Annotated in this window: 8 protein-coding genes and 2 pseudogenes; 1 reads left to right on the top strand and 9 read right to left on the bottom strand. The window is 74.5% G+C overall.

What is annotated here, in order from left to right; all coding sequences use genetic code 11:
- Positions 1 to 33: 33 nt before the first annotated feature.
- From G6R25_RS30060 to G6R25_RS02565, 9 genes and pseudogenes are all read right to left on the bottom strand, one after another.
- Positions 34 to 1,760 (bottom strand): annotated as a pseudogene (locus G6R25_RS30060) ((2,3-dihydroxybenzoyl)adenylate synthase).
- Positions 1,757 to 2,578, bottom strand: coding sequence for a phosphopantetheine-binding protein (locus G6R25_RS31200; protein WP_235947196.1), 822 nt, complete (start codon positions 2,576 to 2,578; stop codon positions 1,757 to 1,759). Before G6R25_RS31200 ends, G6R25_RS30060 begins: the two are co-directional and overlap by 4 nt.
- Positions 2,496 to 6,878, bottom strand: coding sequence for a salicylate synthase (locus tag G6R25_RS02595; protein WP_235947194.1), 4,383 nt, complete (start codon positions 6,876 to 6,878; stop codon positions 2,496 to 2,498). The genes G6R25_RS31200 and G6R25_RS02595 overlap by 83 nt, the downstream gene beginning before the upstream one ends.
- Positions 6,875 to 7,147 carry an MbtH family protein gene (locus tag G6R25_RS02585; protein WP_136449762.1) on the bottom strand — a complete coding sequence of 91 codons (273 nt, stop codon included), beginning with the start codon at positions 7,145 to 7,147 and terminating at the stop codon, positions 6,875 to 6,877. Before G6R25_RS02585 ends, G6R25_RS02595 begins: the two co-directional genes overlap by 4 nt.
- A 128-nt stretch (positions 7,148 to 7,275) precedes the next feature.
- Positions 7,276 to 8,958, bottom strand: a complete 1,683-nt coding sequence (locus G6R25_RS02580; RefSeq protein WP_163551524.1) for an ABC transporter ATP-binding protein — start codon at positions 8,956 to 8,958, stop codon at positions 7,276 to 7,278.
- On the bottom strand, positions 8,951 to 10,441 hold the full coding sequence (locus G6R25_RS02575; RefSeq protein ID WP_235947205.1) for an ABC transporter ATP-binding protein: 1,491 nt from the start codon (positions 10,439 to 10,441) through the stop codon (positions 8,951 to 8,953). Before G6R25_RS02575 ends, G6R25_RS02580 begins: the two co-directional genes overlap by 8 nt.
- On the bottom strand, positions 10,324 to 10,686 hold the full coding sequence (locus G6R25_RS25980) for a hypothetical protein (RefSeq protein ID WP_235947192.1): 363 nt from the start codon (positions 10,684 to 10,686) through the stop codon (positions 10,324 to 10,326). The genes G6R25_RS02575 and G6R25_RS25980 overlap by 118 nt, the downstream gene beginning before the upstream one ends.
- 214 nt (positions 10,687 to 10,900) lie before the next feature.
- Positions 10,901 to 12,010, bottom strand: a complete 1,110-nt coding sequence (locus tag G6R25_RS02570; protein WP_163551523.1) for a FecCD family ABC transporter permease — start codon at positions 12,008 to 12,010, stop codon at positions 10,901 to 10,903.
- Positions 12,007 to 13,089 carry a FecCD family ABC transporter permease gene (locus tag G6R25_RS02565; RefSeq protein WP_336500397.1) on the bottom strand — a complete coding sequence of 361 codons (1,083 nt, stop codon included), beginning with the start codon at positions 13,087 to 13,089 and terminating at the stop codon, positions 12,007 to 12,009. The genes G6R25_RS02570 and G6R25_RS02565 overlap by 4 nt, the downstream gene beginning before the upstream one ends.
- Before the next feature lie 501 nt (positions 13,090 to 13,590).
- Here G6R25_RS02565 and G6R25_RS31195 point away from each other — a divergent pair.
- Positions 13,591 to 13,950: pseudogene (locus tag G6R25_RS31195) on the top strand (SidA/IucD/PvdA family monooxygenase); the annotation flags it as partial.
- Between the last annotated feature and the right edge of the window lie 16 nt (positions 13,951 to 13,966).

Here is a 13,966-nt window from a genome sequence, read left to right as displayed (position 1 = left end):
CGCACGGGCTCGCACGGGAGGCGCGGCGAGGCGTTAGCCGAGGCGGCGGCGCAGCTCGCGCTTGTCGATCTTGCCGACGGAAGTGAGAGGGAGCTCGTCGAGGACCGTGAGCAGGTCCGGGAGCATGAATCGGGCCAGCCCTCGACCCCGCAGGTACGTCTTGAGGGCGCGCAGGGTCACCGCCGCCCCCGGCACCGGCACGATCACCGCGCGGACGCTCTCGCCGACCTACTCGTCCGCCGCCGCGACGACGGCCGCCTGGACGACCGCGGGATGGGTGAGCAGATGCTCCTCGAGCTCGCTCGCAGAGACGTTCTCCCCACCCCGGTTGATCACATCCTTGATCCGCCCCTCGACAACGAGGTTGCCGCTCGCGGTGAGCCGGACCAGGTCGCCGGTGCGGTAGAAGCCGTCCGGACTGAACGCGGTCGTGTTGTGCTCGGCGGCCCGGTGGTAGCCGCGCGCCGTGTAGGGGCCGCGGGTCCACAGTTCGCCGATGCTCCCCGGGGCGACGTCCGCCCCGTCGCGATCGACGATGCGGATCTCATCGGCCGCCGCGAGCGGCCGGCCCTGGGTGGTGCAGGCGACCTCGTCGCCGTCATCGAGGCGGGTGAAGTTCAGCAGGCCCTCGGCCATGCCGAACACCTGCTGGACAGTGGCGCCGAGGGTCGGCCGGATGCGCCGGGCGAGCTCGACGTCGAGCCGGGCGCCGCCGACCTGGAACAGGCGCAGGCTCGTGGTGTCCGGGCGTTCCCACGCCGCGGCGTCCACCCAGATCCGGGCCAGCGCCGGCACCAGCGCCGTGACCGTCACCCGTTCGCGGGCGATCAGCTCGAAGGCGGTCTCCGGGCTGGGCGACGGCGCCAGGACCACCGTCGCGCCGACGCCGAGGGCACCGAGGAGCCCGGGCAGGCCAGCGGGAAGTTGTGCGCGGCCGGCAGCGCGACCAGATAGGTGTCCGCGCCGGTCAGCCCGCACAGCCGGGCGCTGGCGTCGGCGTTGTAGGCGTAGTCGAGGTGGGTGCGCGGGATCAGCTTGGGCTTGCCGGTCGTGCCGCCCGAGATGAGCAGCACCGCGATCCCGGCCGGGTCCGGGATGCCGGAGAGGTTTGGGACGCCGGAGAGGTCCGGCCGGTCGGGCGGTCGGCCGGCACGGGCGGTGGCGCCGGCTGCCGTGAGCGCGTCGATCCCGGTGAACGGCCCGGCGTCGCCGGCCACCAGCACGTGGCGCACCGCCGGGACCGCCGCCACGATCTCCCCGGCGAGCGCGCGATGGTCGAAACCCTCGAACGTGTCCGCGATCGCGTAGGCCACCGCGCCGGACAGCCGGGCCAGGTGCTCGATCTCGACCCGGCGGTGGGCGGGCAGCGCCAGCACCGGGATCGCGCCCAGCCGCAGCAGCGCGAACAGCAACGTCACGAACTCGACCCGGTTCGGCAGGTGAACCAGGACGCGGTCGTCGGCGGCGAGGCCGAGCCCGGCCAGCCCGGCCGCCAGATCGTCGACGGCCCGGTCGAGCTCGGCGAAGGTGAGCCGGACCGGCTGGGACGGCGGCCCGGCGACGAGCGCGGTCGACGGGCCATACCGCCGGGCCCACTCTCGCAGCCGCTCGCCGAGCGGCCCACCCTGCCAGTAGCCCTCGGCGGCGTATCGGCGGGCGAACTCGGCCGGCCAGGGCACCCAGCCGTCCGCCCCGTCCGGCGGGTCCGGCACGGCGAGCGAGGCAGGCACGGCCGGGTCGGTGAGCGACGGGTGGCTCATCGCTCGGCCCCGACGGTGCCGGCGTCGTCGGCCACGAGGCCCGCGTCGGACCCGTCGACCAGCCGCGCGACCTCGTCGTCGGGCAGACCGGCGATCTCCCAGGCGATCGACGCGACGCGGTCAAGCCGCCCTGGTGCGGTCTCGGCGCAGCGCATGCGCTGTGCCAGCGCGGCCACCGTCGGCGCGCCGAACAGCATGCGGACGGACACCTCATCGGTGTCGAGCTCGTCGCGCAGGCCGGCGACGACCCGGGTGGCCAGCACGGAGTCGCCGCCGAGGGCAAAGAACTCGTCGGTCACCCCGAACTCGCCGCCGCCCAGCACCGCCCGCCAGACCATCAGGATCATCCTTTCCAGGTCGGAGCCCGGCGCTGAGGGCCGCGGCCGGGGACCGCCGGACTCCCGTTGGAGCAGGGCGGCAGCGGCCCGCCGGTCGATCTTCCCGTTGGCACTGAGCGGGAGTTCGGCCACCGCGACGACGCGCTCGGGCACCATCTGCGGCGGCAGCAGATCACGCAGGCCCGCGCGGATCGACGCCGGTTCGACCCCCGCGTCGGCTCGCGGCGCATCCGCCGGGTCGGCGCCGGAGCCGAGGACGACGAGCGCCCCGAGCGCGGCCGGGCGGCCGTCACCGCCGGTCAGCTCCACGACGCCGGCCCGTACCCCCGGCAGGGCCCGCAGCGCCGCCTCGACCTCGCCCAGCTCGACCCGGAAGCCGCGGATCTTGACCTGGTGGTCACGGCGGCCGAGGAACTCGACGGTGCCGTCGGGCAGGTAGCGGGCCAGGTCCGCCGGTGCGGTACCACCGGGCGCCCGCATGGGTGACGAACCGGTCGGCGGTGCGGTCGGGATCGCCCAGGTAGCCGAGGGCGACCCCGGCACCGCCGATCCACAGCTCGCCGGCGACGTGATCGGGGCAGTCCCGGCCGAGGGCGTCGACGACCCGGAGCCGCACGTTGCGCAGCGGGGTCCCGTACGGCACCGACCGCCACCACGGCGGCACCGGCCCGCCGCCGACGACCTCGCACAGGGTGGAATGGATCGCGGTTTCGGTCGTGCCGCCGAGGCCCAGGAACCGGCAGCCGGGAACGGCCGCGTCGAGCCGGGCCGGCAGGTCGACGCCGACCCGGTCGCCGCCGAGGAGCACCGCCCGCAGGCTGTCGCCGAGCCCGGCCGCGCCGCCCGGACCGCCGCCGGCCGCGGCGAGGATCAGATCCAGCACGGCCGGGACGCAGTTGAGGACCGTGACTCGGTGTCCGGCGACGAGCTCGACCCAGCGGGCGGCCTCACGCCGGGAGTCCTCGTCGACCAGCACCACGGCGCCACCGGCGGACAGCGGCGCGAACAGGTCGAAGACCGACAGGTCGAAGTCGAGGGCGGAGACGGCCAGCGTCCGGTCCTCGGGGCCCAGGCCGAGCCGCTCGGTCAGGTCGTCGACGGTGTTCATCGCCGCCCGGTGCCCGACCTCGACCCCCTTCGGCGCACCGGTGGAACCGGAGGTGAACAGCACGTAGGCCGCCGCGTCCAGCCGGCCCGGGTCGTCCGCCGCGGTGAGAACGAGCCGGTCGGGCCCGGACTCGGCGGGACGGTCGTCCAGGGTCAGCGGGGTCACCCCGTCGGGCCACCGCGTCTGCGACGACGAGGCGAGCGACGACGAGGTGAGCACAATGCTGAATCCGGCGGTCGCCGCGATGCGGGCGACCCGCGCGGGCGGCTGTTCCACCCCGACCGGCACGTAGGCGGCACCCGCCGCCAGCACGCCGAGCAGGGCGACGACCTGCTCCGGCCCCTTGGGCAGGCTGACGGCGACCAGGTCACCCGGCCGCACCCCGCGGGCGACGAGTCTGCCCGCCACCGCCCTGGCCCGGGCGGCGAGCTCACCGTAGGACAGCGAGCCGGCCGGTTCGGCCCCCGCCCCCCACAGCAGCGCCGGCGCGTCGGGACGACGCTCGGCGAGTGCGAAGAACCCCTCGTGGAGCAGGCGGGTGGACGCCGGCCCCCCGACGGCGCCGACGCGCCGGCGGACCGCGCGCACCGACTCCCCGAGCAGCCCGTCGACGGGCCGGTCCCAGATCGCACCATCCCCGCGGGAGTCGTGGTCGACCGGATCGCCGACGGCCGGCGCGGGGGCGGACAGGTCACGCACCAGCCGTTCAAAGGCGGTGAACATCGCGTCGACGACGCCGGGCGCGAAGGCGTCCTCGCGGACGTCCCAGTTGACCAGCAGGCCCCCGTCGAGCTCGGTGACCTGGGCGTCGAGGAGGACCTGCGGTCCCTGCGAGATGATCCACTCCGGGTTGCCGAACTCCCGGCGCACCGCGGGATCGAACAGCTCGCCGAGGCCCAGGGCGCTGGTGAACACGACCGGGGCCAGCACCTGCTCGCCGCGCTGACGGCCCGCCTCGCGCAGGATCTCGACGCCGGAGTAGCCGGCGTGGGCGGCGTCGGCGTGCAGCCGGGTCTGGACCCGGCGGGCCCGCTCGACGAACGGGACCCGGTCGGTGAGGTCGATTTCCAACAGCACCGAGCTGGTGAAGTCGCCCACCACCCGGTCGACGTCGGGATGCACCTGCTCGCGGTCGAACACGGGGACGTTCAGCAGGAACCGCGACTGGGTGCTCCAGGCGCCGAGGACCTCGGCGAACGCGGTCGCCACGGCCATCGCCGGGGTGATGCCGCGGCGGTGGGCCGCCTGCCCCAGCGCGACGCGGGCCTGCTCCGGCAGCCGGAAGTGGCGCCGGGACACCCGGGGTTCGGCCGCGCCGCCGACGGCGGCCAGCGGTGACGCGAGCGCGAGTTCGGGCGGCCCGGGCAGGCGGGGCAGGCGGTCGCGCCAGGCCAGCCGGGACCGTTCGGCCGCCGCGCGCCGGCCCGCGGTGTGCTCGGCCCGGTAACGGCGGTAGGTGTAGGCCGGGGCGGGTGCCACCTCGTCGGGGCGACCGTAGAGGTTCGCCAGGTCGGCCAGCAGGACGCGGTAGCTGACGGCGTCCGCAGCGACCATGTCGACGTCGAGGTGGAACCGGGTGGTGCCGCCCGGCCGCAGGCTCAGCGCGGTCGAGAGGACCTCGCCGCGTTCGATGTCGAGCATCTGGTGGGACAGCCGTGCGCGCACGGCCGCGAGCCGGGTCGCGGCGGCGTCCTCGTCGAAGTCGCGCAGGTTGTGCACAGTCAGCCCGCGCCAGCCCGACCGCGCCTCGACGACCTGGCCGCCGTTGTCGGTGATCCGGGTCCGCAGCGCCTCGTGCCGCTCGACGAGCCGCTCGATCGCGGCGGCCAACCGGTTCGGCTCGAGGCCCCGCCCGTCGAACTCGGTGTAGAGGTGGGCGGCGACGCCGCCGAGCGGCTGCCCGGGATCTCGCCCGACCCAGTAGGCGTGCTGCATGAGCGCCAGCGGGAACTCTTCGCCCGCCGCGGCGTCCTGCCGGTCCGCTCCCGTCCCGGCCGGCAGCGGCGACCGGTCGTCGGTCGCGGTCACCTCCGCGGCCGGTGTGGCAGCCGCGGGTCGGCCGGACAGCAGCTTGAACCAGGCGTCGAGGGTCGGGTTCTCGGCCAGCTCGGCGAAGTTGACCTGCAGGCCGGCCCGCCGCCAGGCGCCGACCGCGTGGATCAGCGCGATCGACTCCAGCCCTCGTTCGAACAGGTTGTCCTCGTCGCCGACGTCGGCCGGGTCCTCGTCCAGCAGCTCGGCGACGGTGCGCCGCAGAGCCTCCCGCTGCGGGCCTGCCGCCGACACCGACACCGACACCGCCGGTGCGACCGCCGGCACCAGGAAACGGCTGACGCTGCGCAGCTTCTCGCGGGTCTCCTCCAGCTCCCGCTCCGGGCGCGACGCGCCGACGATGCCGGCGCCGGCGCGCAGCCAGGTCCGACCGTCGCGTTGGAAGGCCGTGCGCAGCACGAGGGCGGCGTCGAGCGACCCGTCCGCGTCGGCGCTGATCACGGCGCCGCTGTAGAGGCCGCGGGGCTCCGGCTCGTAGCTCCTGATCGCGGCGAACGCGGCGGCCTTCGGGACGCCGGTGGCCGTGATCGCCGGGAAGACCGCGGCCAGCGCGTCCCAGCCGTCGTGGCCGAGGGCCAGCCGGCCGCTGACCCGCGACGCGAGATGCTGGACGCTGCCCCGTTCGAGCACGGCCATGAACTCGTCGACGACGAGCGTCCCCGGTTGGCACACCGGCCGCAGCTCCTCCTGGGCGACCTGGACCGACACCGCGTGCTCGTAGATCTCCTTCGGGTCAGTGCGCAGCGCCTCCCGCCGGGCCTGGTCGGCCGCGCCGCCGTCGGCCCGCCCGCCGTCGAGGGCGGCGGTGCCGGCGAGCGGCTGGGTGGAGACCCGGCCGTCCGCGGCGACCTCGACGACGGTCTCCGGGCTGAAACCGGTCGCCCGCAGGCCGCCGAGGTCGAACAGGAAGGACCGGGCGGGCGTGTTCCCGCGCCGCCCCCGCTCGTACGTCGCGACCAGGTCGATCTCGCCATCGACCGGCACGACCCGAGACAGGATCACCTTGCACAACCGGCCGGCGCCGATGTCCTCGACGGCTCGGGCGACGGTCGCCCGGTAGTCCTCGGCACCGTGTTCGAGGTCCACCGGCGGGCGCGGCTCTCTCGCCGCGTCGTCGACGTCGGCGCCGGCTACGTCGGCGGCCGCGGTGCGGGCGGCGGTGGCCAGCGCCTCGGCGAGCAGGTCGAGGTCGGCCGGGTTCGCGGCGCGCAGCACCGCCCCCGTCGACGTCAGCCGCGCCTCCCGGGCGGAGATGATCAGGTGCACCAGCGGGTCGGGCGACCCCGGGTCGAGCAGGCTCCCGAGGCGGGGGCCCAGCTCGAAGCCGGCCCAGCCGTACGCCCGCCAACCCGCCACCGGGATGCCCGCCAGCACGCCGGCCAGGGCACGCAGCGGGGCGCCGCCGACCGGCTCGGCGCGCCAGCCGCCACCGGACCGGTGGCGGATCTCGTCCCAGGACAGCACGATCTCGGCCAGGGCTCCCGCGCCGTAACACCACTCGCCGTCCCGCTCGTAGACGGTGAACGGCGCCTCGGTGCCGCGCGCGAGGCGGGCCGCCGCCGCGAGCGGATCTCCGGTGAAGGGCACTGTCCGCTCGTGGTAACCCAGCGAGGCGGTCATCGTTGCAGGCCGGATTCGGCGCCGTCGCGGCGTTCCCCCGCGGCCTCGGCGGGCTGGTCGGCCGCCATCCGGGCGACCAGGCTGGCCGGGCGCAGGTCCGTCCAGTTGGCCTCGACGTACTCCAGGCAGGACGACCGGCTGGCGGCCTCGTGCACCGTGCGCCAGCCGGCCGGAACCGGCGCGAAGGTTGGCCAGAGCGAATGCTGGCCCTCGGCGTTGACCAGGACGTAGAAGCTGCCGTTTTCGTCATCGAACGGGTTCGTCGACATGCGGTTCCCGTCTCCTCGGGTCTGCGGCCTGAGATCGCGTTACTCAGGTTAGGTTTACCTAAATTCTTGCTACGAGTACAGCGTTGTCGGAAGGAAAAGAGTCAAGCTCACGTGGGGCGGGCAGTCGGCTACCTCAGGCGACCGGCCTCGACCCGGACGGTCCTGGGCAGACGTTCGATGGTGGCCGGGCGGTGCGCGATCACGATCAGCGTCCGGCCCGACCGGAGCCGGTCGACGGCGGTCTCCAGGCGCCCGGCCACCTCCGGGTCGAGGTCGGCGGTGGCCTCGTCGAGCACCAGCACCGAGGGGTCGACCAGTGCGGCCCGCAGCAGCCCGACGATCTGCCGTTCACCGGCGGACAGCCGTTCGCCGCGCGCCCCCAGGTCCGCGTCCAGCCCGCCGGGTAGCCGTGCGACCCACTCGGTCAGGCCGAGCAGCTCGACCGCGCGCTGCATCGCCGCGCGGTCCGGCGCTCCCGGCGTGAGTGCCAGGTTCTCGGCCAGCGTGCCGCTGATGATGTGGACCTGCTGCGGGATGAGGACGATGCGGGCGCGGACCTGCTCCGGCGACGCGGTCCGCAGGTCGACCCCGCCGTAGCGCACCGTGCCGACGTCCGGCTCGTACAGCCCGGTGAGGAGTTTCGCCAGTGTGGTCTTGCCGGAGCCGGTGACACCGGCCAGACTCGCCCGGTCCCCGGTGGGGAAGGCGACCGACACGCCGCACACCACGTCCGCCCCGTCGGCGTAGGCGTAGCGCAGGTTTTCGGCGACCAGGTCGCCGCGCGGGGGCAGGTCGGGAGCCGACGCCGGTGGCGGGTCGGCCGGTGGTAGCGCGTCGAGCAGGTCGACGAGCCGGGCGAGGCCGACCCGGGCGAGCTGGGCCTGCCCGGCGAGCCCCGACAGGGTGAGCATGCTTTCGAACAGGTTGCGCGTCGCGACCACGAACACGACGACGGTGCCGACGCTGAGCTGATCCGCCCGCACCAGCCAGACGCTGAGCATCAGCAGCGCCGCCGTCGCCAGGCCCTCGAGCAGCCCGAACACCTCCAGGCGACCCTGGACGGCGAGGGCCCGGTCGTTCGCCGCCAGCAGCTCGTCGTTGTCGGCCCGGAACCGCCGGACCCATTCGTCCGGTCGCCCCGGCGCGACCAGCGCCTCCTGCGCGGTGAGCGACTCGGTGAAGGTCGCGGTCATCGCCGCGTCGGCCGCCGCCTGCCGGCCGAACGTCGCCGGCGAGGCCCGGTTGAACCAGGCCAGCACGGCGATCGCGGCCGGCAGGAACAGGGCGATGAGCAGCAGCGACAGCAGCCACGAGTACACCAGCAGCATCACCGTCGTCAGTGCCACGGTGAGCCCGACGCCGAGCAGGTTGGGCAACTGGTCGCGCAGGAACAGCGTCAGGTCGGCGATCTCCCCGGTCGAGCGGCGCAGCAGGTCGCCGGTGCGGTGCGCCTCGATGAAGCGCAGCGGGGCCCGGGCGAGGCGTTCGACGACGAGGTCGCGCAGGCCGCGGATCGCCCGTTCACCGGCCTCGGACAGCAGGACCTCGGACCATCGCAGCAGGACGAGTCGGGCCAGGACCACCCCGACCAGCAGGGCGACGGCCCACCACAGCCGGGTCCGATCGCCGGCGGTCACCGCGTCGACGCCCTGGCCGATGGCCGCGGCGATCGCCACCACCGCGGCGGTGCTGGCGACGCTGGCCACCAGCGCGGCGGACATGATCCCCCGGTGTGGGCGCAGGTAGGGCCAGAAGCGCCGGAACACCCCCGCCGTCGACGGTTCCTCGGCCAGCACCCGGATGTCAGCCACCGAAACCTCCCACCCCGACGCTGCGCTCGTCCCCGATGCCCGTGACCGTCCCGCCGGCGGTGGCGGTACTGGCGGCGGTGGCGGTGCCGTCCGGCGCCAGTCGGATCACCCGGTCGGCGGCGGCCAGTACCGACGGACGGTGCGAGATCACGACGAGGGCGACCCCGGGTGCCCACGCCCGCAGCCGGGCGAGGATGATCGCCACGGTCGCGGCGTCCACCGCCGCGGTGACGTCGTCGAGGATCAGCACGTCCGGCCGGCCGAGCAGGCCGCGGGCCAGGGCGAGGCGCTGGCCCTGGCCGCCGGACACCGTCGCGCCGCGTTCCCCCAGCTCCGTGTCGTAGCCGTCGGGCAGGCTCGCGACGAACCCGTCGACAACGGCGATCTCGCAGGCGGCCCGCAGCGCGGCAAGCTCGGCCGGCCGGCCGACGCGCAGGTTGTCCGCGACCGTCCCGGCCAGGATCAGCGGCCGCTGCGGCACCAGACCGATCCGGCCGGCCAGTTCGACGCGGGCGACCCGCCGCAGGTCCACGCCACCGAGGCTGACCGAGCCCGCGGCCGGATCCTCCAGCCGGCACAGCAGGCGGGTGAGCGTCGTCTTGCCGCTGCCGGTCGGGCCGGTCACCGCGACGAACTCCCCGGGAGCGACGCGCAGGTCGACCGGGCCGAGCACCCGCCGAGCGTCGCGCACCGCCGTGACCTGCCGGGCCACCAGCGCGCCGCCCGCCGGTGGAGTCTCGGCGTCCACCGGGTCGTCGTCGCTGACCGGGGTGTCGAGGATCTCGGCGATCCGGGCGGCGGCGACCCGGGCCTGGCCGCGCGAGGACAGCAGATCGACCGCGATCGTGACGGCCAGCGTCAGAGTTGTCATCCACGAGGTGAAGGCGACCAGGCCGCCGACCGCGAGGTCGCCGTGCAGGGCGGCCGTCCCCCCGATGGCGAGGCCCGCGGCGATCGCGAGGCGGGGGACGGCCGGCGGGACCGCCGACCAGGCCGCCGAGATCCGCGCCGTCGCCATCGTGTGGTCGGTGAGGACGGCGCTACGGTCGTGATGGCGGCGCACCAGCGCCGACTCGCCGCCGAGGCCGCGCACCGCCGCGCTGGCGGAGAGCAAGTCGTCCACCGCGTCGGCCCGGGCGCCGAACGCCTCGGACAGGCTGGTGTTGGCCGCGTCGAACCGGCCGGGGAAGTAGGCGTTGGCCAATGCCACCAGCGGGATCGTGGCGACCCCGATGACCAGCAGCAACGGGTCGAGTAAGGCGAACGCGGGCAGCACGACGACGACGGTCACCACGATCCGGACCCAGATGGCCAGGCTCTGCACCCACAGCCGGACCAGGTCGACGTCCCGGGTGACCCGCATCGTCAGGTCACCGTGGCCGTAGCAGGCGAGGGCGGGCCGGTCGAAGGCGGCCACCCGCTCGACGATCGAGGCGCGCAGCCCGTGGGCAACGCGGGCCGCGGCCCGGCCCGACCACCACAGGCCGCCGGCGCCGCCCAGCATGAACGCCACCGCGACCAGAGCACCGTGGGAACGACCCAGGTGACCGTGCCGTGCACCGAACGCGCGGTGATGCCGTGGTCGATGGCGCGCTGGACGCACCAGGGAAGGGCCAGCATCGCGCCCTGCTGGACCACCGTCGCCAGCGCGCCGAGGGTCAGCTCCCCCCGCAGCCCGCGCAGCCGCGTCCACAGCAGCCGGCTGCCCGTCGAGCTGTTCACACGCACGCACCGTCTCCTGACCGGGCTGGGGCCCGCGTCGTCCGAACAGATCATCCGGGCTGGCGAGCCGCGGGGCGGGGCAGCTGATCAGATGCCCGCGTTTCCGTGTGATCGGCGAAGGCGGGCGGCGGTCCTCCGCCCGATATTTAGGTATAGCTAACCTAAGTCTGCACGCTCCGTCAACCCATGCGACCGGGCGGCACGGCGCCGGCCTGCGCCGTCACGTCCCCCGCCGCTGCCGGACCAGCAGCACCGCGAGGTACACCCCGCCGATGGCGCCGGTCGCCACCCCGACCGGCAATTGGACCGGGGCGGACAGGCGCTGCGCCGCCAGGTCGCTGACGGCGACCAGCGCGGCCCCCGCGAGCGCGGTCGTCACCAGCGGCGGCGCCGCCGCGGCGGTGAGCCGGCGGGCCAGCGGCGGCGCGGTGAGCGCGACGAACCCGACCGGCCCGGCGGCGGCCGTCGCCGTCGCGGCCAGCACCGCCCCGACCGCGAGCAGCATGACCCGGGTCCGTTCGACGTCGACCCCGAGCGTCTGCGCGGTCTCCCTGCCCATCTCCAGGTAGGCCAGCCGCCGGCCGTGGTAAAGCGCGACCGGCACGAGCACCACCAGGGCGACGGCCAGCGGCCAGACCTGTTCCCAGCCCCAGCTGTTCAGGCTGCCGATCAGCCACACCTGGGCGGCCACCGCGCCGGCCAGGGTCGCCCGGGTGATCAGATAGGAGTTGACCGCGGCGAGCAGCGCGCCGACCGCGATCCCGATGAGGACCAGGCGCTGCCCGGCCAGCCCGTGCCGGCGGGACAGCGCGTAGACCAGCACGCCGGTGAGCAGGCCGCCGACGACCGCGCCCAGCGACGCCGGCGCCGCGTTCCCGCGCAGCACCAGCAGGACGACGAGCGCCCCGGTCGCCGAGCCGAAGGTGAAGCCGAGGATGTCCGGGCTGCCGAGCAGGTTGCCCGACACGCTCTGGAAGATCGATCCGCTCAGCGCCAGCCCGGCGCCGACCAGCAGGCCGGTGACCAGACGGGGCAGCCGCAGCGAGTTGACGACGAAGTCCGTCCCGCCGTCGGCGTGCCCGAGCAGGGCGCGCACCACGTCCCCGACCGGGATCGGGTAGTCCCCCGTGGTCAGCGCGGTGAGGCCCGCAACCACCACCACGCCGAGCCCGACACTGACCGCCACGGCCCGCGGGGAGATCCGCATCGACACGGCGTCCCCGCCGAAGCGCAGGACGCGGTAGCGGCTGGTCGGCCGGGGCGGCTCACCCGCCGACGCCGGCGACCGCGCCGACGCGGTCGCCGGGCCGTCGAGCACGGGCCCCGTCACCGCTGGACCAGCCGGGCGCGGCGACACAACGCGATGAAGACCGGCGCCCCGACGAACGCCGCGACGACCCCGACCCGCAGCTCCCCCTGCGCGATGATGACCCGACCGACCAGGTCCGCCCCGATCAGCAGAATCGCGGCGAGCAGGCCGGAGTACGGCAGGACCCAGCGGTGGTCCGGTCCGGCGATCGCGCGCGCCGCGTGCGGGACGGCCAGGCCGACGAAGGCGATCGGCCCGGCGGCGGTGGTCGCCGCCCCGCACAGCAGGACCACGGCCAGCGCGCCGACCGCCCGCGCTCGGAACAGGTGGACGCCCAGCCCGCGGGCGGACTCCTCGCCGAGGGCGAGGGCGTTCAACGGGCGGGCGAGGCTGACCGCCAGCAGAATGCCGACCACGATGAACGGCCAGGTGGCCGTGAGCCCGGGGGCGCCCGGCGCGGCCAGCGAGCCGACATCCCAGAACCGGATCTGATCGAACGTCGCGGTGTCGAGCAGCAGGACGGCGTTGACGAAGGCGCCGAGCAGGGCGGTCGCCGCGGCGCCCGTGACCACCAGGGTGGCCGGCGTCTCGGCACCACGCCCGGCCGACCCGATCGCGAAGACGGCGACCGAGGTGATCCCGGCACCCACGAAGGCGAACCACACGTAGCCGGCCGGATCCGTCACGCCGAACACCGAGATCCCCACGACCACGGCGGCGGAGGCGCCGATGTTCACGCCGAGCAGCCCGGGTTCGGCCAGGTCGTTGCGGGTCAGCGCCTGAGTGAGCGCGCCGGCCACTCCCAGCGCGGCGCCGACGGCCAGGCCGAGCAGGGTCCGCGGGATCCGCAGGTCGTGCACGACCAGGGCGGGCGGCGATCCGTCGTTGTGCCACAGGACCCGCCAGACCACGGTGAAGGGCAGATGGTTCGCCCCCACCCACACGCTGAGCAGGCACATTCCGACCAGCGCGAGCAGCGCCACCGCCAGGCCCGCCAGGCGGACGCGCCCCGACCGCCGGCCGCGCGGGTCGATCCGAGCCGACGCCACGGTCGTCGCGGCGGCGGCCGGGGCCAGCTCGGACCACCCGTCCTCCGCCACACTGTGCACTGGACAGTCTCGCAATTCATAGCCGGATAAGGCTAGCCTTAGCTTATTGACCCGACCGCCAGCAGGCAATAGGTGGATCGCGTACGGGCAGGTCCAAGCCACCCGCGCACCCGGCGGCCACCGCCAGCCGCCCACTTCGATCGGCGACAACGCGGTGACCGACAGCCAGGGCTCTGGTCAGCAGGCAGGGACAGGTCGCTTGACAGGCCAGGACGACCCCCAGAAGATAAGTTATGTTTCCTTAAACAGACCGAGTGCGCCTACTCTGTTACCGATGGTTAAATCGGTGCGTTCAGAGACCGGAGGATCGGCTGTGGCAAGACGTCCGGCGTCCGCGGACATCGGTACCCTGGACATCGTCGGAGTCGGTTTCGGTCCTTCGAACCTGGCTCTGGCGATCGCCGCGAGGGAATACAACGCGAGCCCCCCCCCGCGGCAGCACTGCGCGTGTCGTTTCTGGAGCGGCAACCCCGCTTCGGCTGGCACCGTGGCATGCTCCTCGAGGGAGCCACCATGCAGGTCTCCTATCTCAAGGACCTGGTGACGCTGCGCAATCCGACCAGCGACTTCAGCTATCTGTCTTTCCTGCACGAACGGGACCGGCTGGTCGACTTCATCAACCACAAAACCATGTTCCCGCTGCGCCAGGAATTCCACGACTACCTTGAATGGGCGGCCCACCGGGTGGGCGACGTGGTCGAGTACGACACCCGGGTGGTCGACCTGCGGCCGGTACTGGTCGACGGTGAGATCGCGCTGATCGACGTCGTCAGCGTGCGGGGCGACACCGGCGAGACGGTCGTCCGCCGTGCCCGCAACGTCGTCATCGCCCTCGGGCTCGAACCAAGCCTGCCACCCGGCATCGAGC

It is taken from the genome of Candidatus Frankia alpina, from assembly GCF_902806485.1.
Classification (GTDB): Bacteria; Actinomycetota; Actinomycetes; order Frankiales; family Frankiaceae; genus Frankia; species Frankia alpina.
This window is presented reverse-complemented; position numbering and strand designations above follow the sequence as displayed.

What these genes read in the sequence shown, in the direction of transcription:
- G6R25_RS31200 (WP_235947196.1), bottom strand. Translation starts at nt 2,578, where the DNA reads ATGCGGGCGCCCGGTGGTACCGCACCGGCGGACCTGGCCCGCTACCTG.
- G6R25_RS02595 (WP_235947194.1), bottom strand. Translation starts at nt 6,878, where the DNA reads ATGACCGCCTCGCTGGGTTACCACGAGCGGACAGTGCCCTTCACCGGA.
- G6R25_RS02585 (WP_136449762.1), bottom strand. Translation starts at nt 7,147, where the DNA reads ATGTCGACGAACCCGTTCGATGACGAAAACGGCAGCTTCTACGTCCTG.